This window comes from Aldersonia sp. NBC_00410, assembly GCF_026342035.1.
Lineage (GTDB): Bacteria > Actinomycetota > Actinomycetes > Mycobacteriales > Mycobacteriaceae > Aldersonia.
In genome coordinates, this window is record NZ_JAPENM010000003.1 from 446,827 (window position 1) to 470,001 (window position 23,175).

24 protein-coding genes are annotated in these 23,175 nt (G+C 67.9%); 10 read left to right on the forward strand and 14 right to left on the reverse strand.

The features are described 5' to 3' along the window. Window positions 1–3 precede the first annotated feature (3 nt). The 8 genes from OG921_RS09045 to OG921_RS09080 all read right to left on the reverse strand — a co-directional run bounded on the left by OG921_RS09045 (window position 4) and on the right by OG921_RS09080 (window position 7,800). The gene (locus OG921_RS09045; protein ID WP_266112052.1) at window positions 4–603 is read right to left on the reverse strand and encodes a TetR/AcrR family transcriptional regulator; all 600 of its coding nucleotides are present in this window, start codon (window positions 601–603) and stop codon (window positions 4–6) included. A gap of 1 nt (window position 604) precedes the next feature. After that, entirely contained in the window at window positions 605–1,126 is a 522-nt protein-coding gene (locus OG921_RS09050; RefSeq protein WP_266112053.1) for an SRPBCC family protein, read from the reverse strand. A gap of 177 nt (window positions 1,127–1,303) precedes the next feature. Beyond that, a complete protein-coding gene (locus OG921_RS09055) occupies window positions 1,304–2,116 on the reverse strand; it encodes an SDR family NAD(P)-dependent oxidoreductase (protein WP_266112054.1) in 813 nt (270 codons plus the stop codon). Window positions 2,117–2,165: 49 nt separating this feature from the next. After that, window positions 2,166–2,915 carry an acetoacetate decarboxylase family protein gene (locus tag OG921_RS09060; protein WP_266112055.1) on the reverse strand — a complete coding sequence of 250 codons (750 nt, stop codon included), beginning with the start codon at window positions 2,913–2,915 and terminating at the stop codon, window positions 2,166–2,168. 44 nt (window positions 2,916–2,959) lie between these two features. After that, on the reverse strand, window positions 2,960–4,057 hold the full coding sequence (locus tag OG921_RS09065; RefSeq protein ID WP_266112056.1) for an acyl-CoA dehydrogenase family protein: 1,098 nt from the start codon (window positions 4,055–4,057) through the stop codon (window positions 2,960–2,962). Then, window positions 4,054–5,055 carry an acyl-CoA dehydrogenase family protein gene (locus tag OG921_RS09070; RefSeq protein WP_266112057.1) on the reverse strand — a complete coding sequence of 334 codons (1,002 nt, stop codon included), beginning with the start codon at window positions 5,053–5,055 and terminating at the stop codon, window positions 4,054–4,056. The genes OG921_RS09065 and OG921_RS09070 overlap by 4 nt, the downstream gene beginning before the upstream one ends. Then, the gene (locus tag OG921_RS09075) at window positions 5,052–6,191 is read right to left on the reverse strand and encodes an acyl-CoA dehydrogenase family protein (protein WP_266112058.1); all 1,140 of its coding nucleotides are present in this window, start codon (window positions 6,189–6,191) and stop codon (window positions 5,052–5,054) included. The genes OG921_RS09070 and OG921_RS09075 overlap by 4 nt, the downstream gene beginning before the upstream one ends. A gap of 43 nt (window positions 6,192–6,234) precedes the next feature. Next, window positions 6,235–7,800, reverse strand: a complete 1,566-nt coding sequence (locus OG921_RS09080; RefSeq protein ID WP_266112059.1) for a FadD3 family acyl-CoA ligase — start codon at window positions 7,798–7,800, stop codon at window positions 6,235–6,237. A gap of 54 nt (window positions 7,801–7,854) precedes the next feature. Here OG921_RS09080 and OG921_RS09085 point away from each other — a divergent pair, with 54 nt between their 5' ends. The 4 genes from OG921_RS09085 to OG921_RS09100 are packed head-to-tail and all read left to right on the forward strand — an operon-like array spanning window position 7,855 to window position 11,724. Beyond that, window positions 7,855–9,054, forward strand: coding sequence for an acyl-CoA dehydrogenase family protein (locus OG921_RS09085; protein ID WP_266112060.1), 1,200 nt, complete (start codon window positions 7,855–7,857; stop codon window positions 9,052–9,054). Further along, window positions 9,051–9,848, forward strand: a complete 798-nt coding sequence (locus OG921_RS09090; protein ID WP_266112061.1) for an SDR family oxidoreductase — start codon at window positions 9,051–9,053, stop codon at window positions 9,846–9,848. The genes OG921_RS09085 and OG921_RS09090 overlap by 4 nt, the downstream gene beginning before the upstream one ends. Before the next feature lie 52 nt (window positions 9,849–9,900). After that, on the forward strand, window positions 9,901–10,560 hold the full coding sequence (locus OG921_RS09095; RefSeq protein ID WP_266112062.1) for a TetR/AcrR family transcriptional regulator: 660 nt from the start codon (window positions 9,901–9,903) through the stop codon (window positions 10,558–10,560). A gap of 12 nt (window positions 10,561–10,572) precedes the next feature. After that, window positions 10,573–11,724 (forward strand): acetyl-CoA C-acetyltransferase, encoded by a 1,152-nt coding sequence (locus tag OG921_RS09100; RefSeq protein ID WP_266112063.1) that lies wholly within the window; start codon window positions 10,573–10,575, stop codon window positions 11,722–11,724. A gap of 178 nt (window positions 11,725–11,902) precedes the next feature. On the opposite strand, the gene ipdC is transcribed toward OG921_RS09100, so the two are convergent. The 4 genes from ipdC to OG921_RS09120 are packed head-to-tail and all read right to left on the reverse strand — an operon-like array spanning window position 11,903 to window position 15,385. Beyond that, window positions 11,903–12,964: a (3aS,4S,5R,7aS)-5-hydroxy-7a-methyl-1-oxo-octahydro-1H-indene-4-carboxyl-CoA dehydrogenase gene (gene ipdC / locus OG921_RS09105; RefSeq protein ID WP_266112064.1), complete on the reverse strand. Its 1,062-nt coding sequence runs from the start codon at window positions 12,962–12,964 to the stop codon at window positions 11,903–11,905. After that, the gene (ipdB, locus tag OG921_RS09110) at window positions 12,961–13,734 is read right to left on the reverse strand and encodes a cholesterol ring-cleaving hydrolase subunit IpdB (protein WP_266112065.1); all 774 of its coding nucleotides are present in this window, start codon (window positions 13,732–13,734) and stop codon (window positions 12,961–12,963) included. The genes ipdC and ipdB overlap by 4 nt, the downstream gene beginning before the upstream one ends. Then, window positions 13,731–14,618, reverse strand: coding sequence for a cholesterol ring-cleaving hydrolase subunit IpdA (gene ipdA / locus OG921_RS09115; RefSeq protein WP_353962093.1), 888 nt, complete (start codon window positions 14,616–14,618; stop codon window positions 13,731–13,733). Before ipdA ends, ipdB begins: the two co-directional genes overlap by 4 nt. Further along, window positions 14,615–15,385: an enoyl-CoA hydratase family protein gene (locus OG921_RS09120; protein ID WP_266112067.1), complete on the reverse strand. Its 771-nt coding sequence runs from the start codon at window positions 15,383–15,385 to the stop codon at window positions 14,615–14,617. The genes ipdA and OG921_RS09120 overlap by 4 nt, the downstream gene beginning before the upstream one ends. An 89-nt stretch (window positions 15,386–15,474) precedes the next feature. On the opposite strand from OG921_RS09120, the gene OG921_RS09125 reads away from it, so the two are divergent. From OG921_RS09125 to OG921_RS09145, 5 genes are all read left to right on the forward strand, one after another. Then, window positions 15,475–16,257 carry an SDR family oxidoreductase gene (locus tag OG921_RS09125; protein ID WP_266112294.1) on the forward strand — a complete coding sequence of 261 codons (783 nt, stop codon included), beginning with the start codon at window positions 15,475–15,477 and terminating at the stop codon, window positions 16,255–16,257. 46 nt (window positions 16,258–16,303) lie between these two features. After that, window positions 16,304–17,209: an SDR family oxidoreductase gene (locus OG921_RS09130; RefSeq protein ID WP_266112068.1), complete on the forward strand. Its 906-nt coding sequence runs from the start codon at window positions 16,304–16,306 to the stop codon at window positions 17,207–17,209. Window positions 17,210–17,279: 70 nt separating this feature from the next. After that, on the forward strand, window positions 17,280–18,158 hold the full coding sequence (locus tag OG921_RS09135) for a hypothetical protein (protein ID WP_266112069.1): 879 nt from the start codon (window positions 17,280–17,282) through the stop codon (window positions 18,156–18,158). Continuing rightward, on the forward strand, window positions 18,158–18,673 hold the full coding sequence (locus tag OG921_RS09140) for an ImmA/IrrE family metallo-endopeptidase (RefSeq protein ID WP_266112070.1): 516 nt from the start codon (window positions 18,158–18,160) through the stop codon (window positions 18,671–18,673). The genes OG921_RS09135 and OG921_RS09140 overlap by 1 nt, the downstream gene beginning before the upstream one ends. Then, complete coding sequence (locus tag OG921_RS09145; protein ID WP_266112071.1) at window positions 18,670–19,662, forward strand: hypothetical protein; 993 nt, start codon at window positions 18,670–18,672, stop codon at window positions 19,660–19,662. Before OG921_RS09140 ends, OG921_RS09145 begins: the two co-directional genes overlap by 4 nt. Window positions 19,663–19,707: 45 nt before the next feature. Here OG921_RS09145 and OG921_RS09150 read toward each other — a convergent pair whose 3' ends face one another. Together OG921_RS09150 and OG921_RS09155 are read right to left on the reverse strand one after the other, a co-directional pair. Beyond that, window positions 19,708–20,124, reverse strand: a complete 417-nt coding sequence (locus OG921_RS09150) for a helix-turn-helix domain-containing protein (protein WP_266112072.1) — start codon at window positions 20,122–20,124, stop codon at window positions 19,708–19,710. 390 nt (window positions 20,125–20,514) lie between these two features. Then, window positions 20,515–21,675, reverse strand: coding sequence for a steroid 3-ketoacyl-CoA thiolase (locus OG921_RS09155; protein WP_266112073.1), 1,161 nt, complete (start codon window positions 21,673–21,675; stop codon window positions 20,515–20,517). A 173-nt stretch (window positions 21,676–21,848) separates the two neighbouring features. On the opposite strand from OG921_RS09155, the gene OG921_RS09160 reads away from it, so the two are divergent. Then, window positions 21,849–23,102 carry a cytochrome P450 gene (locus OG921_RS09160; protein WP_266112074.1) on the forward strand — a complete coding sequence of 418 codons (1,254 nt, stop codon included), beginning with the start codon at window positions 21,849–21,851 and terminating at the stop codon, window positions 23,100–23,102. Window positions 23,103–23,175 lie beyond the last annotated feature (73 nt).

A 23,175-nucleotide genomic window follows, 5' to 3' on the forward strand; every position in this document is an offset into this window, starting at 1 on the left:
GGCTCAGCGGTTGCCGCGCAGTGCCGGACCGACCCAGCGGTCGAGGAACCTGCGCAGATCCGGCCCGGTCCGGTGTGGGCGGCCGGGGTCGACCACGAACGACGCGATGATGCGCAGCACGAACTCGGCGAGCTCGTCGACCTCGTCGTCGTCGAAACCATTTGCGGCCCAATCGACATCGAAGCGCCGCAGCAGCGGCTGCGCGAGCTGCACGGCGAGCTCCGAGGTGACTGCCGGACCGAGCGCGTTCGCCCGGTCCGGTGCGAGCAGCAGGCTCATGTGTTTGTCCTCGGGCAGCGCCTCGAGCACAAACGCGATTCCCTCGACGAGTGCGATATCCGGTTCGGTGATTCCCGCGATGTGCTCGTACACCCGGTCCAGGAAGGCCGACGCCGAGTGCACCGCGGCCGCGAATACCAGCGCGTCGGCGCTTTCGAAGTAGCGGTACACCGTCTGTCGGGTCACACCGACCGCGCGGGCGACGTCGGTGATCTTGACCGACGCCCCGGCCGCGTCGATGGCCTCGCCGGCGGCGATCAAAATGCGCTCGACCGCTTCCTCGTCGGTGGCCGGCGCCGAGCCCGCCCAGCCGTGCGTGCGCATGTCAGGTGGCCGGGCGCTGTGCCGGCGCGGGGTACCGCTCGGCGGCGTACTTGCTCAGGTTGGTGAGAAAGCGCCGGAACGAGAGGTTCATGATCGGCTGAACCAGCATGACTGCGACGCGCGAAACCCCGGCGGGCGCCATCGCGAGGGTCCAGGTGAGGTTGCACCCGCTCGGCGTCGGTTCGATCCGGTAGTCCTCGGCAAATGCCGCGACCGAGCTGGTCGAACACGAGTTGAACCGGAACGCCATGCCGACGCCCGGCTCCCAGGCGAGGAACTCCTCATTGCCGACGATGCCGCCGGTCATATGGACGGTGCGCATGGTGCCCACCCCGGGCGGACCTGGGCTGGTCCAGGTCGCCTTCTTGATGATGGTGACCCAGTGCGGCCAGGAGTCGACGTCGGCGAGTATCTCGAATGCCTGGTCGGGGGTGACGGGCAGGTCGACGGAGTTGGTGAACCTGAACCGTGCCTTCTCGATGAAGCTCCGGTCGACCGCCCGGCAGAGATATTCCTTCGACATTCGGCCCCTCCTCGTCGTCGACCATACATGTTAGTGGATTTGTCCAGTCGCGAAGGCGGAACGATCACTTTGTCGCACACTTCCTGTCGTGTCGCACAGCGACTCGCCGTGGGACACGCCGGGCAGCGCATCAGAAAGTGTGCGGCGAGGGGGCTCGCCGGTTCGCAGTGCCCCGAACTACATATGCGAGCCGCCGTCGACACGCACCTCGGTGCCGGTGACGAAGTAGGCATCGGCGGAACCCAGCATCGCGACCACCGCGGCCACCGCGTCGGGCTGCGCGAAGATCGCCTTCCCGCCGTCGATCGGCAGCATCGGGGCGACCTTGCCGAACATCGAATAGTCGGCGTCGGCCGGCAGCCCCGGACCGATGCTGCGCTTGGATTCGCCGCTGCCGTCGGTCATGCCCGACGCGATCGATCCTGGCTGCACCGAGTTGAATCGGATGCTTTCCTTGCTGAACTCCATCGCCAGGGCATGGGTCATGGCCTGCACCCCACCCTTCGACGCGGCGTACGCGGACATATAGGGGTGCGCGAAGTTGGCCGAGGTCGAGCTGAAGTTGACCACGGCGGGTTTGTTGCCCGTGCGCAGGGCGGGCAGGCTCTCGCGGATCACGAGAAACGTTCCGACGAGGTTGATTTGCAGAACCTCGGTGAAGTCCGCGACGGTGGTCTTTTCCAGATGCGCGGAGCGCAGGATCCCAGCGGCGTTGACGAGGGTGTCGATGGCACCTCCGAGCAGGCGCGTCGCTTCGGCCACGCCGGCCTGCACCGACTCCTCGTCGGACACGTCGAGGACCACCGTGTCGAGCCGGTCCGCCAGCGCGCCCGCTTTGCCGACGGTGTCGGCGAGCCCCGGTTCGCTCACGTCGGCCGCGACCACGTGCCCGCCCTCGCCGAGGATGCGCAGTACCGTGGCCTGCCCGATTCCGGAGCCACCGCCGGTGATGAGGACCCGGCGGTCGGCGTAGCGCGAGAGTGCAGTCATGTGGTTTCCGTTCTGCTGCGGCAACGGGCGAGTTGCGGTGTGGCCGAACTCAAATGATCTCGGCGTCCTCGAAGGTCATGCCGAGCGTCGGGATGGCCGAAGTGAACAGGGCACGGCGCGACATTTCGAGGCCGGCGAGTTCGTCCGCCCACGGGTGGCTCCCCAGCCGCAGGGTCGCTCCGCCGATGCGGGAGCGCAGTCCGGACGGACGCATCTGCCACGGCACGCAGCGGGTCACCCCGTCGAGGTGCGAATACGCGGCGATCGACATGCGGGTGCCCTGGCCGGGTACCGGGAATCCCTCGCGCACGGTCAGTTCCGCAACCTCGCTGCCGTCGATGCGCACCAGCCCGCGTCTGGTCGGGCTGGTGTGGTCGGCTTCGAAATCGGCGAGCACCTTGGGAAAGCCCCAGATGCCGCGCCCCGCTGCCATGGTGAACTCGCCGTCCACCGGCAACCGGTGGATGAGGACACCGTAGTTGCCGGTGGCCAATGCCTTGAGGTCCGCGAGTTGTGAGTTGCCCGTGAGTTTTGCGACGCCACTGCCGGTGTGCTTGCGCACCATGAACGCCACGCCGAACTCGTTGTACGGTCCGAGATCTCCATCGACGTAGTTGACGAAGACCAGGCAGCACATGCCGCGTCCCGGCCGGAAGCGCAGGATCTCCAGCCCGGAGTAGTCGATCGCCCGCTGCGCCGCATCGGCATTCACCGAATAGACGGCGGTGAAAGCGTTCGCGAGCCGGATCTCCACCGGCATCGACACGGTCTGGCCGAGCACATCGTAAGACTCCGTCATCGTGTCCTCACCGTCATCGCTTCCTCGCTCTCTCGTCGTCGGGTCTACTCCGGCAAGCCGGCTTGTTCCAGGCGCTGCACCCAGGAGCCCGCCGAGCCGAACAGCTGCCCGGTCGCATGCGCACGCTTGAAGAACAGATGCGCGTCGTGCTCCCACGTGATCGCGATGCCACCGTGCAGTTGGATCGCCTCGGCGCTCACGCTACCGAACGCCTCCGAGCAATAGACCTTCGCCGTGGCGGAAGCCTTTGCTGCATCGCCGCTTTCGTTGGCGACTGCTTCGGCGGCGGTCAGCGACGCCGATCGGGCCGCCTCGACGAGCACGTACAGGTCCGCCATCCGGTGCTTGAGCGCCTGGAAGCTGCCGATCGGGCGGCCGAACTGTACCCGGGACTTGGTGTATTCGACCGTCATCTGCAGGCACGCGTCGGCGGCGCCGACCTGCTCGGCCGCGAGCGCAGTCACCGCGACCGCGCGCAGTCGTTCGATGGCGGCCCGCGCATCGGCAGCACCGAGCTGCCGCGCCCGGACATCGGCGAAGCTCACCTCGCCGAGCCGCAACGTCGGGTCCATCGCGGGAACCGCTGTGCGCGATACGCCGTCGGCGTTCGCATCGATCTCGTAGACGGCGTTCGCGTACGGATTGTGCGCAATGACCAGCAGTACGTCCGCGTTGGTGGCCTCGAGTACGAACGAGGCGGTGCCGCTGAGCACGCCGTCCTCGGTCGCCGTAACGCCGGGGGCGTCCCAGCCGTCCGGACCGGCCCAGCAGACCGCGAGATTGCGACTGCCCTCGGCGACATCGGGCAGCAGCCGCGCGCACGCCTCCTCGTCGCCGGTGGCCAGCAGCAGTTGTGAACCGAGGACGACCGACCCGAACATCGGCGTCGGGGCGAGCACCCGGCCGAGCTCTTCGAGCACCAGGTTCGCTTCGACCAGGCCTGCGTCGAGTCCGCCGAAGCGTTCCGGGATCGCGAGGCCCGCGACGCCGACCTGCTCGCACAGCATCCGCCAGAGCGTGTCGTCGTAACCGAGCTCGGACTCCATTGCCTTGCGCCGCGACGCCGTGTCGACATGCTTGGCCAGTAGGCCGCGCACCGACTCGACGAGGTCGCGCTGCTCCTCGGTCAACGGGGTGGTCATCGCGCACTCCTCAGCGACTCGGCGACGCGGGCCCGGTGCTGGGCGGTGGTGCCCCAGGCGGAGCGCAGCGCGCGAATCTTGGTCAGCCACAGCGATAAGTCGTATTCGGCGGTGTAGCCGATAGCGCCGTGTACCTGCAGGGCCGCGCGGGCGGCCCGCTCGGCTGCGTCCGCGCCGGCGACCTTCGCGGCCGAGACGTCACGGGACGCGGTCGGTGAATCCTCGGCGAGGGCGATCGCCGCGCCGTACAGCAGCGGCAAGGCCATCTCCAGGCCGATCATCGAGTTGGCCAGGTGATGCTTGACCGCCTGGAAGCTGCCGATCTTCTTACCGAATTGCACACGTCCACCGACGTATTCGGTGGACAGATCCGTCACGGCGCGGCCGGCGCCGAGCAACTGCGCGGCCACGGCGAGGTTGCCGGCGTCCAGGGCGCGTGCGGTTGCGCGAGCGACCGCGGGGCCTTCGGCAACGACCTCGCCGACCGCGATCGCGTTGAGCTTGCGGGTGGCGTCAACCGAATCAAACTGTGCGCCAACCTCTCCGACTGCGATCCGGTCGCCCTCGGCGATCAGCACGACGTCTGCCTGGGCGGCGTCGAGCGCGCGCGGCAGCCAGTCGCCGAGCGTCACGGTGCCGAGCGAGGTGCCCTCGGCGAGTGCGGGCAGGAAGCGCTGCGCAGCTTCGTCGTTGTCGAGCGACTGCAGCAGGGCCGGAATCGCGGCGGCGGTCTCGACCAGCGGGCCGGGGACCGCGGCGCGGCCGATCTCGGTGAACGCCACGACGAGATCGACCGGGTGCGCACCGATTCCGCCGAACTGCTCGTCCACCGCGAGTGCGGTGAGGCCGGTGTCGGCGAGTTGCGTCAGGAGTTTGCGCCCGTCCGCGGTGTCGCCCTCGGCCCAGGCGCGGGCGATTGACGGGGTCTTCGCGCCGTTCAGCAGGTCACGCAGGCTGGCCGCGAAATCCTTCTGCTCGGATGACAGTGCGAATTTCATCGATCCCCCCGGGGCAGGCCGAGCAGCCGTTCGGCCACAATATTGCGTTGAATCTCGTTGGTACCGGCGTAGATCGGGCCCGAGAGTGAGAACAGGTAGCCGTCCTGCCAGCGTCCGGTCAATTCGCCGTCGGCGCCGAGGATGTCGAGCGCCGTCTCGTGCAGGGCGATATCGAGTTCGGACCAGAACACCTTGTTGATCGAGGACTCGGCGCCGAGCGCGCCACCCTCGTTCAGGCGGGTCACGGTCGCCAGGGTGCTCAGGTGATAGGCGCGCGCGCCGATCCAGGCGTCCACGACCCGATCCCGCACCGCGGTGTCGGCCGGGTCGGCATGGTCGGCCCACAGATCGACGAGCCGGTCCGCGGCCGCGTCGAAGCGGCCGGGGCTGCGCAGTGACAGGCCGCGCTCGTTGCTCGACGTGCTCATCGCGACTTTCCAGCCGTCGTTCACCGCGCCGATCACGTCGCTATCGGGCACGAAGACATTGTCGAAGAAGATCTCCGCGAATCCGGCCTCGCCGTCGAGCTGCGGGATCGGCCGCACCGTCACGCCTTCGGCGGTCAGCGGGAACATGAAGTAGGTCAGGCCGCGATGCCGCTCGGCTTCCGGATCGCTGCGGAACAGGCCGAATCCCCAGTCCGCGAACGATGCGCGCGAGCTCCAGGTCTTCTGCCCATTGAGCACCCAGCCGCCGTCCGCGCGCCGCGCGGTGGAACGGATACCGGCGAGGTCACTGCCGGCCTCGGGCTCGGACCAGACCTGCGCCCAGATGTCGTCGGCGCGCGCCATGCGCGGCATGATGCGCTGCAGCTGTTCGGGCGAGCCGTGCTCGAAGAGGGTCGGGGCAAGCAGGAAGATACCGTTCTGGCCGACCCGGCCGGGGGCCTGCGCGCGGTAGTACTCCTCCTCGAAGATGACCCACTCGAGCAGCGAGGCGTCCCGGCCGCCGAACTCCTCGGGCCAGGCCACCACGGACAGCCGGGCGTCGAAAAGCTTGCGTTCCCACTCGCGGTGCGCCTCGAAGCCCTCGGCAGTGTCCATCGATCCGAGCGGCTCGCTCGGCACGTTGGCGGCGAGGAACTCGCGCACCTCGTGCCGGAACGCGGTCTCGGCCTCGTCGTATTCCAAATCCACCGGGGTCAGCCCTTCGTTGCTTGGTTCGGTACCGGCTCGCCAGTCATGAAAGTTCCTCGCGGAGTTGCCGTTTGAGCACCTTGCCACCGGCATTGCGGGGCAGCTCCGGAACGAACGCGACCTGGCGGGGCACCTTGAACTTGGCCAGGTGCTCGAGCGCGAAGTCGATCACCTGCTTTTCGGACAGCTCGTGCCCGGCCTTCGTCACCACGAACGCCATGCCGACTTCGCCCATCCGTTCGTCGGGCACGCCGATCACGGCGGACTCGGCCACACCGTCCAAACGGGCGAGCGCCTGCTCGATCTCGGCGGGGTAGACGTTGAATCCGCCGGAGATGTACATGTCCTTGAGCCGGTCGGTGATGCGCAGATATCCCCGATCGTCGACGGTGCCGACGTCACCGGTGTGCAACCAGCCATCGGCGTCGATGGTCTTCGCGGTGTTTTCCTCGTCGTCGAGGTAGCCGAGCATCACGTTCTCCCCGCGCAGCAGCACCTCGCCGTTGTCGTCGATGCGCAGTTCGAAGCCGGCGATCGGCCCACCGCAGGTGTGTGCCACGGTCGCCGCGTCGTCCTCGGGCCGGCACATGGTGCCGAAACCGCACGCCTCGGACAGGCCGTACGCGGTGAGGACGATGTCGAAGTCGAGATCGGTCTGCATCCGCTCGACGAGCGCGACCGGGACGATCGCGGCGCCGGTCACGGCGAACCGCAACGAACTCAGGTCGTAATCGCCGCGCTTGGGGTGGTCGAGCAGCACCTGGTAGATCGTCGGTGGACCGGGCAGCACCGTGATGCGCTGGTCGGCGACGACCTGCATGGCCTGCTCCGGATCGAAGGCGATCATCGGGACCATTGCGGCGCCGGTCTGCAGGCAGGCGAGAATGCCTGCCTTGTAACCGAAGCTGTGGAAGAACGGATTGATGATCAGGTAGCGGTCGTTCTCGTCGAGCCGCCCGCACGCCGCCCAGGCAGCCGAGGTGTCCAGCGACTGGCGGTGTGCGCACATCGCGCCCTTGCTGCGCCCGGTGGTGCCGGAAGTGAACAGGATGTCCGAAACATCCTCGGGGTCAACTTCGCTCGCACGCCGGTCGGCGTCGGCGGGGGAGACATTCTCTGCGTAGCCGGCCAGATCGGACCAGTCGAGGTGGTCGGGGGCCTTGTCCGCGGACTCGTCCTCGACGGTGATCGCGATGACGGTCGCGGGCAGCCCGGCGCCGGAGGCGCGCAGCTCGGCGAGCCGGTCGCGGCCGAGGAACGGCCCGGCGACGAACACTGCTCGCGCGCGGGTGCGCTCGAGCAGCTCGACCGTCTCGGTGACGGTGTAGCGGGTGTTGACCGGAATGACCGTGCCGCCCACGTAGTGCGTCGCCAGCGCGGCGACCACCCAGTGGTGGGTGTTCGGCGCCCAGATCGCGATCCGGTCGCCGCGCTCGATACCGCGTGCGATCAGCGCTCGGGCGGCGCTGCGGACCTCGCCGAGCAGATCCGCGTAGGTCAAACGCACATTGCCGTCGACGACGGCATCGCGGTCCGCGTAAGCGCGGGCGGCGTGCTGCAACGCGGCCGGAGTGGTCCGTACGGTGCCTGCATCGGCTCCCTCGGTCACTGCGCCTCCTTGTCGGGCTAACAAAGCAAGTGCTTGGTAGGTTATCCTACCGTTGTGGATGGTAGCCAGAGCCTGCCCAGCACATCCGAGGACGAGCGGTTCGCCGCCGAGATCCGGGAGTGGCTGGCCGATAATCTCACCGGTGAATTCGCCGACCTGCGTGGTCGCGGCGGACCGGGTCGCGAACACGAGGCGTTCGACGAGCGTCTCGCATGGGACCGGCATATGGCCGCGAATGGTTGGAACTGCATCGGGTGGCCGAAGGAATTCGGCGGCCGCGGCGCAACCATCAACCAACAGGTGCTCTTCCACGAGGAGTACGCCAAGGCCGACGCCCCCGCGCGCGTCTCGCACTTCGGCGAGAACCTGCTCGGCCCGACGCTGATCGCGTTCGGCACCGACAAGCAGCGCGAACGCTTCCTGCCGAAGATCGTCGATGTCAGCGAACTGTGGTGCCAGGGCTACTCGGAGCCCGGAGCCGGCTCGGATCTCGCGGCGGTGGCCACGAGCGCCCATCTCGACGGCGACCAGTGGTCGGTGAACGGTCAGAAGGTGTGGACCTCGCTCGCCCACACTGCGGACTGGTGCTTCGTCGTGGCCCGTACCGAGCCGGGCTCGAAGCGCCACAAGGGCCTGTCCTACCTGCTGGTGCCGATGCGGCAACCGGGGGTGACGGTGCGGCCGATCGTGCAGCTCACCGGTACCTCCGAGTTCAACGAGGTGTTCTTCGACGACGCCCGCACCGACGCCGACCTCGTCGTCGGTGAGCCCGGCGACGGCTGGCGGGTGGCGATGGGCACGCTGACCTTCGAGCGCGGCGTCTCGACGCTGGGGCAACAGATCGGCTTCGCCCGCGAGCTGTCCGGCATCGTCGAACTCGCCGAGCGCAACGGCGCCGCGGACGACCCGATCATCCGCGAGAAGCTCACCCGCGCCGAGATCGGTCTGCGGGTGATGCGATCGCACGCGATGCGCACGCTGGCCACCGTGGATGCGAGCAGCAACGGGGGCGAAGCGTCGGTGGCCAAGCTGCTCTGGGCCAACTGGCATCGTGGGCTCGGCGAACTCGCCATGGAGGTGAGCGGCGCGCAGTCGCTCGTCGCCGATGGCGACCCGTCCGACGGCGGCCTCAACGATCTGCAACGGCTGTACTTGTTCACCCGTTCCGACACGATTTATGGCGGCTCGAACGAGGTGCAGCGCAACATCATTGCCGAGCGAGTGCTCGGCCTACCGAGGGAGGCCCGCGCGTGAACGGTCCGTTGTCCACTCCGCCCGAAGAGACTGCTGGCCACGACCTGCTCACGGGTCGTGTCGCCGTGGTGACCGCGGCCGCGGGTACCGGAATCGGCTCGGCCACCGCGCGCCGGATGCTGGCCGAGGGCGCCGATGTGGTGGTCTCCGACTGGCACGAGCGCCGGCTCAAGGAGACCGCGGAGGCACTGTCGAGTCAGTTTTCGGAGCGTCGCGTTGCCGCTGTGGTGTGCGACGTGACGAGCACCGAGGCGGTCGACGAACTGATCACCGCGGCGGTCGCCGCGCACGGTCGTATCGACATCGTGGTCAACAACGCCGGCCTCGGCGGTGAGACGCCCGTCGTCGACATGACCGACGACCAGTGGGACAAGGTCCTCGACATCACGCTCAACGGCACGTTCCGCTGCACCCGTGCGGCGCTGCGCTACTTCCGCGAAGCCGAGCACGGTGGGGTCATCGTGAACAACGCCAGCGTGCTCGGCTGGCGGGCCCAGCACAGCCAGGCGCACTACGCGGCGGCGAAGGCGGGTGTCATGGCGCTGACCAGGTGCAGCGCGATCGAGGCTGCCGAATACGGTGTCCGGGTCAACGCGGTTTCGCCGAGCATCGCCTCGCATGCGTTCCTGGCGAAGGTGACCTCGCCCGAACTGCTCGAGCACCTGTCCAACCAGGAGGCCTACGGCCGGGCGGCCGAGCCGTGGGAGGTGGCCGCGACGATCGCGATGCTGGCCAGTGACTACACCACCTACCTGACCGGCGAGGTCGTCTCGGTGAGCAGCCAGCGGGCCTGAGGCCGCGCCAACGACGAAGGCCTAGCAAGCGCTTGGTGGATAGGATGAACGGGTGACACCAGACTCGAGAGTACGCGGGGAGGATGGCACGAACGGCAAGTCCGGGCGGCGCCAGGAACTGCTCGAGCTAGCGGCGTCGTTGTTCGCCGAACGGGGCGTGCAGGCCACGACGGTGCGCGATATCGCCGACGCGGCAGGGATCCTGTCGGGCAGCCTGTACCACCACTTCGACTCCAAGGAGTCGATGGTGGACGAGATCCTGCGCGGCTTCCTCGACGAACTGTTCGGCCGCTACCACGAGATCATCGACGGGGGCCTCGGACCGCGGGCCACGCTCGAAGGGCTGATCACGGCGTCGTATCAGTCGATCGAGGATTCGCACGCCGCGGTCGCGATCTACCAGGACGAGGCCAAGCGGCTGCGCGGCGTCGACCGGTTCGCCTATATCGGCGAGCGCAACGACGAGTTCCGCGAACTCTGGTACGGGGTACTGCGTTCCGGCGTCGCGGACGGCACCTTCCGCTCCGACACCGACGTCGACCTGGTGTACCGGTTCCTCCGCGACACCGTCTGGGTGGCCGTCGGCTGGTACCGGCCGGGCGGCAAGCTGACCGCGGAAACGGTTGCCAAACAATATCTTTCGATTGTGTTGGACGGTTTGTCCAGCCCCGATCGGCGGTCGCGCAAAGCGGCGCGCCGCAATGAGAAATAGGAGTACCTCGTCATGGCGCAGGCATATGTCATCGACTCGATTCGTACCGCCGTCGGCAAGCGTGGCGGCGCCCTTTCCGAGACGCATCCCGCCGATCTCGGTGCCGCCGTGATCCGTTCGGTCGTCGAGCGCACCGACATCGATCCGCGGCTGGTCGACGATGTGATCTTCGGCTGCGTCGATGCGATCGGCCCGCAGGCCGGCAACATCGCCCGCACCGCTTGGCTCGCGGCGGGCTACCCGGAGGAAGTTCCTGGCGTCACGGTCGACCGGCAGTGCGGCTCCAGCCAGCAGGCCATCAACTTCGGCGCGCAGGCGATCATGGCCGGCACGGCGGATTTCATCCTCGCCGGCGGCGTGCAGAACATGAGCAAGATCCCGATCGCATCGGCGATGACCGCCGGTCAGCAGTACGGTTTCGACACGCCTTTTGCCGGCTCGAAGGGCTGGCTGCACCGCTACGGTGACGCCGAGGTCTCGCAGTTCCACGGCGCCGAACTCATTGCGTCTAAGTGGAACATCAGCCGCGAGGACATGGAGCAGTGGGCGCTGCGCAGCCACGAACGGGCCCGCGCCGCGATCGTGGACGGCAAGTTCGACAAGGAGATCGTGGCGGTCGGCGATTTCGCCGTCGATCAGGGGCCGCGCGAAACCAGCCTGGAAAAAATGGCTGCGCTCGCCCCGCTGGTCGAGGGCGGCCGGCTCACCGCCGCGGTAGCCAGCCAGATCTCCGATGGCGCGAGCGCGACGTTGCTCGCCTCGGAGAAGGCGGTCGAGGAGCACGGCCTGACCCCGCGCGCCCGGATCCATCACGTGAGTGCCCGTGGCGCAGACCCGATCTTCATGCTCACCGGCCCGATCCCGGCCACCGAGTACGCGTTGGCCAAGACCGGTCTGACCATCGACGACATCGATGCGGTCGAGATCAACGAGGCCTTCGCGCCGGTGGTGCTGGCCTGGCTGCAGGAGACCAAGATGGATCCGGAGAAGGTCAACGTCAACGGCGGCGCGATCGCGCTCGGGCACCCGCTCGGTGCCACCGGCGCGAAGCTGTTCGCCAGCCTGCTCAACCAGCTCGAGCGGGTCGACGGCCGCTACGGCCTGCTCACCATCTGCGAGGGTGGCGGCACGGCCAACGCGACCATCATCGAACGGCTCGGCTGACCCCAAACCTCCTCAGGGTTCGTACGGCGCGGTCCTTCGGACCGCGCCGTACGTGTCCAGCTGCGCCTGGGCCGACCGACCGCACACGAACGGGCTGTCATCGTCGGAATCGTTTCCGATTCCCTACGGTGACAGCCCGTTCGTGTTGGTGGATCCCGGGGTGAGGACGGTCGACACCTCACCCCGGTAGCTTGCTCATCTCCTCGATCCGCGCGATGGCGTCGGCGACGATCGAGTCGATCAGGTCCTTGCACGTCGGCAGGTCGTCGAGCATGCCGACGACCTGACCGGAAGCGAGCACACCGGCCGCGGTGTTGCCCTCGACCAGTCCGGCGCGCAGCAGCATCGGCGTATTCGCGGCCATGATCACCTGCGCCCAGGTGAGGTCCTTGGTCTTGCGCATGGCCAGACCGTCCCGGACCAGGGTCGACCATTTCATCCCGGTCATCTTCTTGAACTTCGCGGCGTTGCCGACCGCGGCGACGAGCCCGCGCGCCTGGCCCGAATGTTCCAGGCGCTCCACGAGTTCGGTGTTGAGGACGCGATGCGGCATGCCATCCACGCGCACCGAAACGGTGGTGTCCTGCAGCCCACGCTGCAGATACTCCTGCTTCACCGAATCCGGGACGGTGCTCTCCTGGGTGAGCAGGAAGCGGGTGCCCATCGCGACGCCCGCGGCACCGTATGCCAGCGCGGCCGCGAGCCCGCGGCCGTCGTAGAAACCGCCCGCCGCGACAACGGGGATATCCACCGCGTCGAGCACCGAGGGCAGTAGCAGCGTGGTCGCGACCGGACCGGTGTGCCCGCCGCCTTCGCCGCCTTGCACGATCACCGCATCCGCACCCCAGCTCGCCACCTTCTTGGCGTGCTTGGCCGCGCCGATGGACGGGACCACTACGACCCCGGCCTCTTTCAGCGTTGCGATGAGCTCCTGCTTCGGCGCGAGCGCGAACGAGGCAACCTTCACGCCCTCGCGGATGAGCAGGTCGACGCGCTGCTTGGCATCGGTCGCATCGGCGCGGATGTTGACGCCGAACGGCTTGTCGGTCAACGACTTCGTCTTGGCGACCGCGGCTTCGAGTTCCGGGTAGGTCATCGTCGCCGAGGCCAGAATGCCGAGCCCGCCCGCGTTCGATGTGCCCGCGACCAGCCGAGGTCCGGCGACCCAGCCCATGCCGGTCTGGACAACAGGGTGCTCGATGCCGACCAGATCGGTCAGCGGGGTACGCAGGCCGGTCATGCCGCGACCTCGCGCTCGCGTAGCCCGCGGGGGTCGATGACCTCGCGGATCAGGCGCAGTTCCTCGGCGGTGGGCGCACGGGTCACGCCGGCCTCGGCAAGTCCGGCGACCTCGAAGGAGGTGTTCTCGGCGACCTGGTCCGCCGTGACACCCGGGTGCAGGCTCAGCGCGCGCAGGGTGTGATCGGGTCCGCCGAAGTCGAAGGAGCCGAGGTTGCTGACCACGCGGTGCAGGTGCAGGTACTTGTACGCCGGGTTCTCGGGATCGACCTTGTCGTAACCGACGCCGGAGACGATGTCCACCTTGTCCACGAACACTCGCGCGGAATGCTTGGGGACGAAGTAGCTGGTCGCATGGTTGATCGTGTTGCCGGGGGCGCCGCGAACGCCGAACATCTGCCGGGTCGGCTGCTGCAGCGGGCCGAACGCGGACAGGTTCTGATTGCCGTGCCGGTCGATCTGGTTGGCGCCCATCACGACATGGCGACGACCGGAGGCGACGACGTCGAACACCTTGCGGAACGGCATCCAGCCCTCGATCGGCGCCTTGGCGCCGACCGCCGGGGTGCCGCTGAAGATCAGCGCCTCGCCGTCGGTGATGAGCAGGTCGGGCTCGGTCGTGAGCCGCGCCAGCCGCGCGCCGATGGTCGCCAGCGTCGACATCGGGCTGGCCATGATCTCGCCTGCGCCGCTGAAGATCTCGGCGCACGCGATCGCGCAGTACTCCGCCCTCGTGACGGTGTCGCTGCTGATGCTCTCGGTGGAGGTCATGCCTGCTCCTCTGCAAAACGTGCGACCGCGGCCTGGTACTCGTCCTCGCTGCCGGACAGGTACGTATCGACGAACGCCTGCCACGACTCGGGTGTCTTGGCGGCCTCCGCGTAGTGCCGCTGGAACTTCTCGTCGCGGCCGTAACTGTCGCCTGCGAGGGTGAAGTGGGCGCCATTCGGGGCCTCCACGACGCCGTCGACCATCATTCGGTTGAGCAGAAGCGACTGCAACGGAACGGCTTTCACCAGCTCCTCGGTGTCGACGATGCGCTCGACGGAGAGGAAGCGCTTCTCGGCGGCCATGCAGTACAAGTCGTCGAAGTAGGGATCGACGCCGGTGTAGGCGGCGTTGCCGTGCTTGTCGCCGATGTTGAGATGCACAAATGCGGCATCGAGATTCAGCGCCGGCATCGCGATGAGCGTCTCGGCCTTGCCGGATTCGTCGGCGTAGGGCGAGGTGACGGTCTTCAGCTCGTCGCCCCAGAAGTTCAGGACGTCGGAGCCAAGTCCGGCGCGGATCGGCAGGAAGGGCAGCCGGGCTGCGGCGGCCTCGAGGCCGCACTTGACCATGCCCTCATCCATCTCGCGGACCTCGATGGCGCCGGTGGTGCGGGCCTTGGCGAACCACGGGTCGTAGAAAGGTGCCGAATCCAGCGACACGAAGCCGTAGTACGCCTTGCGTACCTTGCCCGCCGAGCACAGCAGACCGAGGTCCGGACCGCCGTAGCTGACCACGGTCAGGTCGGTGATGTCCGAGCGAAGCAGGGCGCGCACGAAGGCCATCGGCTTGCGCCGCGAGCCCCAGCCGCCGATGCCGATGGTCATTCCGCTGCGCAGCTCGCCGATCGCGTCGTCGAGCGTCGTCCGCTTGTCGCGCATGATCATGCCCCCTTTCCGGCGCGCTGGCGCGCGAGGTCGTCCTCGAACCGTTCCCGGATCTCGTCGGAGGCACCGGAAAGGTTGAGCTCGAAGGTGTAGCCCTGCTCGAGGCGGTAGCTGCGGCGCACGTCCTGCAGGTCGATCCCGTTGAGCGCGTCCTTGGCGGCGCGCAGCACGCGGCCGTCCTTGGCCGCGACATTCTTGGCGACGTCCAGGGCCGCGGCGTCGAGTTCGTCACGCGGCACGACCTTGAACACGGAACCGTGGTGGTGCAGTTCCTGCGCGGTGATCGTCGACGCGGTGAAGAACAGCGCCCGCATCAGATGCTGGGGCACCAGCCGCGCGAGATGTGTTGCGGCACCGAGGGCGCCGCGGTCGACCTCGGGCAGGCCGAAGGTGGCGTCATCGGAGGCGATGATGATGTCCGAGTTGCCGACGATGCCGATACCGCCGCCGAGACAGAAGCCGTTCACCGCGGTGATGACCGGAACCGGGCATTCGTAGACGGCGGAGAAGACGTCCGCACAGCCGGAGTTGTGGTCGATCAGGTTCTGATGACCCTCGGTGCGCTGGATTTCCTTGATGTCGACGCCGGCGCAGAAGCCGCGGCCCTCGGCGCGGATCACCACCACCCGGTTGTTCTTGTCGCGCCCGGCGGCGCGAACCGCGTCGGCGAGGTCGAACCACCCCTGCGCGGGAAAGGCATTGACCGGCGGATAGTCGATAGTGACGACCGCGATCCCGTCGCCGTTGGACGTGGACGTAATCCCCATCGTGATTCCTAACGTTTGGGCGATGTGGCGGCGGTGTCCGCCCGCAGTCGCCAAACCAAGCGATTGCTTGGTACGTTAGCACGGTGAGTATCGACCTGGATCTCGATGGAACGGTTGTCCTGGTGACCGGCGGCGTGCGCGGTGTCGGCGCAGGTATCAGCCGGGTCTTCCTCGAGGCCGGCGCGACCGTCGTCGCCTGCGCTCGACGCCCGGGTGACGAGCCGGTGACCGCAGCAGGCCGGACTGCGCACTACCTGCCCTGCGACGTGCGCGACGAAGAGGCGGTGCGCGGACTCGTCGACGAGATCGTCGCGAAGTTCGGCCGCCTCGACACCGTGGTGAACAATGCCGGCGGCACCCCGTTCCGGCTCGCCGCCGATGCGACGCCCGGCTACCACGCCAAGATCACGGATCTGAATATGCTTGCACCGCTGCTGGTTTCGCAGGAAGCAAATCGAGTCATGCAGCAGCAGGAGCAGGGCGGCTCGATCGTGATGGTGTCGAGTGTGAGCGGACGGCGTCCGTCGCCCGGTTCGGCCGCCTATGGCGCCGCCAAGGCCGGGCTGGACAGCCTCGTTTCCTCGCTCGCCGTCGAGTGGGCGCCCAAGGTGCGGATCAACTCGATCGTGGTCGGCATGGTGGAGACCGAGCAGAGCCACCTGCATTACGGCGACGACGAGGGAATTGCGGCTGTCGGCGCGACGATCCCGATCGGCCGACTGGCTCGCCCCGAGGAGATCGGGCAATGTGCCCTCTTCCTGGCCTCGCCGCTGGCGTCGTATGTCACCGGTGCCGCGCTGGTGGCGCACGGCGGTGGCGAACGGCCGGCCTTCCTGGGCGCGGCAAACGTCGACCAGGGCGCATCGGCCTAGCGGCCTGCCCCAGCAAGCATCAGCAGAACAAGAAGGAGTTAGAGGCGTGAGCGGTATCTGTGAGGGACGAGTCGTCATCGTGACGGGCGCCGGACGGGGCCTCGGCCGCGCCCACGCGCTCGCGTTCGCCGCCGAGGGCGCGAAGGTCGTGGTGAACGACCTCGGTGCCGGTATCGACGGTTCGTCGACGGGTGAGGATCCCGCGAGCGCGGTCGTCGCGGAGATCAAGGCCGCCGGCGGCGAGGCCGTCGTCAACGGTGCCGACGTCGCCGACTGGGCCGGCGCTCAGAGCCTGATCCAGACCGCGATCGACAGCTTCGGCCGTCTCGACGTGCTGGTGAACAACGCCGGCTTCCTGCGCGACCGCATGCTCGCCAACATGTCCGAGGCCGAGTGGGATGCCGTCACCCGGGTGCACCTCAAGGGTCACTTCGCCCCGATGCGGCACGCCATCGAGTACTGGCGCGCACAGTCCAAGGCGGGCGAGCAGGTCGATGCGCGGATCATCAACACCAGCTCCGGCGCCGGTCTGCAGGGCAGCATCGGCCAGGGCAACTACGCCTCGGCGAAGGGTGGCATCGCGACCCTGACCATTCAGGCGGCCGCGGAATTCGGCCGCTACGGCGTCACCGTCAACGCGATTGCCCCGTCGGCCCGCACCCGGATGACCGAAGGCGCCTTCGCCGAGACGATGGCCAAGCCGGACGCGGGCTTCGACGCGATGGCGCCGGAGAACGTGTCGCCGCTGGTGGTGTGGCTCGGCAGCCCGGCCGCCGCGGGCGTCACGGGCCGCGTGTTCGAGGTGGAGGCGGGCAAGGTCGCGCTCGCGGACGGCTGGCGGCACGGTGAACCGATCGACAAGGGTGATCGGTGGGAGCCGGCCGAACTCGGCGACGTCGTGCAGAAGTTGATCGACGGCTCCGCCCCGCCGGAGGCCGTGTACGGCGCCTGAGAGTTCGAACGCGCCCAGCTACCCTGCGCAACCGCCTTCCGGAACCGTCGGCGCCGGATAGGATGGAGTTGTGCCTGGTCACTGCGTATTGCGCGTGATCGCCGCGGCCGGGGTCGCGGCCGGTTTGGTGCTGTGCGCACCGGGCCTCGCGGTCGCCCAGTCGACCTCGTGCTCGTCGTGTACCGCGTCCGATCGCGTGAGCACGGGCGATACGAAACCGGGTGACGGCAACACCAAGCCGGGCGACGGCGGGACCAAGCCGGGTGACGGCGGCACCAAACCCGGTGAGGGTGGCGAGGGTCCCGGCGGCGGCGAGGAGCCCGGCGCGGGCGGTGGCACTCCTGCGCCCAAGCCGAAGCCGAAGCCTCCCAAGGCGCCACGCATCGAGATTCCCGCTCCGCAACCGCGGCCGGAAATCGTTGTCCCCCAACCCCGCAACGACACAGCACAATCCGCGAACGACACGGCGCCCGGTTCGATTGCGGTGCCGGGACCGCCCGCCGCCGTCCCGCCCGCGATCGAACAGTTCTCGCCCGTCGACCCGTTCGCCGAAAACCCTGTCGCGGCGCCGTTCGCCCCGGCCGAACAGGAAGGTCCGGCGTCGCCCGGCACGGACGTCGCTCTTCCCGCCTTGCCGCCGCCGATCCCTGCCGCGCCTCCCGGCGGGCCGCCCGCGGGTGGTGCCGCGTCACCCGGTGCCGGCGACGGTTCGGGGACAGGCGTTTCGGGCACAACCGAGGCTGCCGGCACGGGCAAGGAGCAACCCGACGTGTCGCCCGCCGTCGCGATGGACACTTTGGGCCCCGCGCAGACCGCGGCCGTGCTCGGTGGTGTCGTCGGCCTGCTGCTCGCCGCAGTATTGGCAGGCGTGGTGACCTACCAGGGGGCGGCGGCCCAGCAGCACCGCATCGCGGCGGCCCGCGCGGAGTTCTTCGGGACCGGCGCCTGATGGCCGACCATCGCGTCCTCGCCGGCACCAGGTCGTACCGACGGGTCGCGGCCGCGGTCGACGCGGTCTGCTCGGTCGCGGCGGACGCGCATTCGGCCAACCTCGACGCGGTGGTGGGTGCGGTCGCGGATGAGCGGCACCGCATGATCGAGATAGCGTCGGCCAGCCTTGCCCCCGGCGTATGTGGACAACGCCGCGGATACCCGGACCGCGACGTCATCGTGTTGTCGTCGGCGCTGCCGAACCGGGATTGGACCCTCGCACATGAACTCGGGCACATCGTTTTCGAGCATCCCGGAACCTCGGCACGCGAGACGGTGCTCGAAGCCAGTGACGACCTGATCGCCTACATGCTGAGTCAGCGAGCCTACGAACTCGCCGTCGACCACGGCAGCGATGCGCTTGCCGAATGGGAGGCGGAAACGTTCGCGAACATGCTGCTGACTCGGTTGCGGGTGATCAACTATCGCGATAGCGGGGTGGCGAGGCTGCGGCTCGACGAGGCGCTCGGGTGAGTGCCTGGATCGTGGCGCTGCTGGTATGGGTGGCGGCGGGTGCGCGTGTCGGTAGAGTGCTGGTCCGGCCCGCGACCGTGGTCCGGATGGCGATCGTCGTCGCGGTCGCCGCCGTCGCGGGTGCGACGACCGTGGCGGTGCCCGACGTTGCGCAAGCGCTCGATGAACTGGTCTCGGGTGATGACGGGGCGAATGGCGCGTCGCTGTCGGCCACGCTCGGCGTGTCCCTATGGGTGTGCGCCGGTGGCGCAGTGATGGTGATCGCGATCGCGGCCTGGCCGATTGCTTCGCGGAACCTGCGCCCGGTGGCGGCCGTGACCTATGCCGGCACCGCGATCCTCGTGCTGGTCACCTGCATCTGGTCGGTCACCGTGGGTTGGGTTGTGGTGGCGTGCTGCGGCGTGTTCACCGTTATCACCGGCCTGCGCAACCTGGTGTGGTCGCCGCTCGGCCGGGGCATCGCGATCTTTACCGCCGCGACGGCGTTCGTCACCGTGCTCGCGGTATTGCAGGTGTTCGATCCGCCGTCGTACCAACCGGGCCAGGCGCCGTTCGCCACACCGGGTTGGGCATGGTCGGTCGCCGCCGTTGCGATCGCGGTTGCGGCCGTGTGGATTCTCGTCGAGGTGTGGATCCGGGCACGGCTGCTGCTGCGCCGGACGAAGAGCCTGCATCGCTCGTTGACCGACCGGTTCCCCGAGGTGGTGATGACCGACGGCTTCCGGCGGACGACGACCGTGTTGCGAGCCTCGGACCAGGTTGCGCACATCATGGACGCGATGTACCTGCAGTCGGGCGGCGGCATCGAAACCGTGCAGCCGACTCCGCCACCGGAATCGAGCAGGGAGCGGGCGGTCGTGGTCGCGCGCTGGGCGCGCGACCCGGTGACCAGCGAACCGCTCGACGCTGCCTGGGTTGCGCCGCCGAAAGGAATGTCCACACGACGGTGGGTGGTTGCGGTCGCGCGGGCGTACTCGGCAACCACATGACCGGCCCCCGCCGGGGATCGATCTCGACGGCCGACCGACCGGGAGTTAGCTCGATGCGTCCGGCGGGACTTCGGGGAGCCCTTCGCTGGCCCGGAGCTTCTCCGCCATCGACGTCAGCAGGTTCTGCGATTCCTCGGAGAGGTCGAACGCTCGCGCCGACAACCGGCGCAGGCCATAGCCCTGCAGTTGCGCCAGCAGCTCGAGGTCATGCTCGATCTTTGCCGCGTAGATGTCGTTGAAGAAGTAGTCCGACTTCACCTTGAAGAACTTCGCAAGCGCGGACACCGTCTCATCGGACGGGTTGGTCCGCTGCCCGGAACGTAACTGGGACAGGTAGGGCTTCGAGATCGAATGCCCTGCCGTTGTCAGGGCCGATGCAACTTCCGCGTTGGTATGGGGCTTACGCCCCGGCGGATGCACGGTCTCGAACAGCTTGTTCAGTCTTGCCGCGAAATCTGCCATCGTCGCTGGTCACCTCCTCCGCCGCTGCCCGTAGCGCATCTGCGGCACAGTGGCACCGACAATAGCGGCCTGGTAACTGCAAACCTAGCATCACGCGGACATTTCTTTGCAAACCTTTGCGTCGAATTCGCATCGGTCTTTAGAAATGCCTGGTTACTGCCCCGAACCATGGGTCAACACTTGCAGACCGGTCGGTATGTCCAGGGTTGAAGTATAGCAGGGGGGCACAGTTAGCCATTTGCAACGGGTTTGCCGCAAACCCGAATTCGGCGACGTCGAGCATCAACCGCGCGCGTCACCGTCGGCCGGCGACATTCGGGCAAAGACGAGGGCGCGCGCGGAGTGAAATCCGCACGCGCCCTCGTCGCGATCCGTCGGGTCGGCCCCGGATCAGATCCGTTCGATGATCGTGCCCGTCGACAGCGCGCCGCCCGCGCACATGGTGATCAGCGCAGTGCTGCCATCGCGACGCTCGAGCTCGTGCAGCGCGGTGGTGATCAGCCGGGATCCGGTACTGCCGACGGGATGGCCCAGCGCGAGCGCGCCGCCGTTGACGTTCACCTTGTCCATGTCCGGCTTGTGTACCGCGGCCCAGGACAGCAGCACCGAGGCGAACGCCTCGTTGACCTCGAACAGGTCGAAGTCCGAGATCGCCATGCCGCTGCGCTCGAGCAGTCGCTCGGTGGCCTGCACCGGGCCGTCGAGGTGGAACTCGGTCTCGGCGCCGACGAGGCACTGGGTCTTGATCCGGGCGCGCGGCTTCAGACCGAGCGCCTTGGCGCGGTCCTCGTCCATCAGCAGCAGGGCGGCGGCACCGTCGGAAATCTGCGACGACGAGCCGGCGGTGTGGATGCCGCCCTCGATGACGGGCTTGAGCTTGCCGATGCCCTCGAGCGTGGTGTCGCGCAGACCCTGATCGCGGGTGACTTCCTGCTTCTCGCCGGTTGGGGTGCCGTCGCCGTCGAGCACGGGAGCAGTTACCCGCAGCACCTCGCGGTCGAAGCGGCCCTCGGCCCATGCCTGTTTTGCGAGCGCCTGCGAGCGGACGCCGAGTGCGTCGACGTCATCGCGGGTGATGCCGCGCCGCTTGGCGATGCGCTCGGCGGCCAGGAACTGGTTGGGCAGATCGATGTCCCACGATTCGGGCCGCGGGATGCCGCCGCCACCGACGTTGGCGCCCAAGCCAACTCGGCTCATCGCCTCGACGCCACAGGCGATGCCGACGTCGATCGCGCCGGTGGCGATCAGGCCTGCGATGAGATGATTCGCCTGCTGCGCGGAACCGCACTGGCAGTCGACGGTGGTCGCGCCGGTCTGCCACGGCAGGCCGGCACTCAGCCACGCCGTGCGGGTGATGTTGTTGGACTGCTCGCCGTACTGCGTGACGCAGCCGCCGATGACCTGCTCGACGAGCGCGGCGTCGATTCCTGCGCGGTCGACGAGGCCCTGCTGCGCGGCGGCGAGGACTTCGGCTGCATGCAGTCCGGACAGCCATCCTCCACGCTTGCCGATGGGGGTACGCGCTGCCTCTACGATGACCGGATTGCCCACGATGGGTCCTTCCCTTGCTTGGAGAAAATAGAACACGTTCGCCCACCAAATGGCAGGTCCCCGAGCCCTTTCTTTCGACTACTGGCGGGTTGTGATTCAATACATAATAGAACGTGTTCCACATCGCGGGCAGTCCCCAGTGCACCGCGATGTTCATTGTTGGAGGAGACGCTGTGGGCAAACCCAATCTTCCCGAGGGATTCGACGTAACCGACCCGGAGATCTATGCCGAGCGAGTGCCGTTCGAGGAGTTCGCCGAGCTGCGCAAGAGCGCGCCGATCTGGTGGAATCCCAAGTCGCCCGAGGTCGGCGGTTTCACCGACGACGGATACTGGGTGGTGAGCAAGCATGCCGACGTCCGAGAGGTCTCCATTCGCAGCGACGTGTTCTCCACCTGGGAGAACACCGCGATCCCGCGCTTCAACGATGACATCACGCGTGACCAGATCGAGATGCAGCGCTTCGTGCTGCTGAACAAGGACGCGCCGGAGCACACCAAGCTGCGCAAGATCGTGTCGCGGGGCTTCACCCCTCGCGCGATCAACAGCCTGTCCGACGAGCTGCGCGAGCGCGCGGCGAAGATCGTCCGCGAGGCGGCCGAGTCCGGCTCCGGTGACTTCGTCACCCAGGTCGCCGCCGAACTGCCGCTGCAGGCGATCGCCGATCTGATCGGCGTGCCGCAGGAGGACCGCTCCAAGGTCTTCGACTGGTCGAACACGATGACCTCCTACGACGACCCCGAGTTCGAGGGCGCCGACCCGCTGGCCGCGTCGACCGAACTGCTCGGCTACGCGTGGCAGATGGCCGAGAACAAGAAGGCCTGCCCGGCGGACGACATCATGACCAAGCTCATCGAGGCCGACATCGACGGCGAGGCGCTCAGCTCCGAGGAGTTCGGGTTCTTCGTGATGATGCTCGCCGTGGCCGGCAACGAGACGACTCGTAACGCCACCACCCACGGTATGGCCGCGTTCCTGGACAACCCCGAGCAGTGGGAGCTGTACAAGAAGGAGCGCCCCGCGACCGCCGCCGACGAGATCATTCGCTGGGCGTCGCCGATCTCCGCGTTCCAGCGCACCGCGCTCGCGGACACCGAGCTCAGCGGTGTGCAGATCAAGAAGGGCCAGCGCGTCGTCATGCTGTACGCGTCGGCGAACTTCGACGAAGACGTGTTCGAGAACCCGATGAAGTTCGACATCACGCGGGACCCGAACCCGCACGTGTCGTTCGGCGGCACCGGCGCGCACTACTGCCTCGGTGCCAACCTCGCCCGGCTCGAGATCAACATCATCTTCAATGCGATCGCCGATGCCCTGCCGGACATCACCAAGGTCTCCCCGCCGACCCGCCTGCGTTCGGGCTGGCTCAACGGCCTCAAGGAGTTCAAGGTCGACTACAAGACGACGGGCTGCCCGGTCGCGCACTAGACCGACACGGACAACGCGAAAGGAGGGGCGGTACCCGAATCGGGTACCGCCCCTCCTTTTTTCGGCGGTCGGT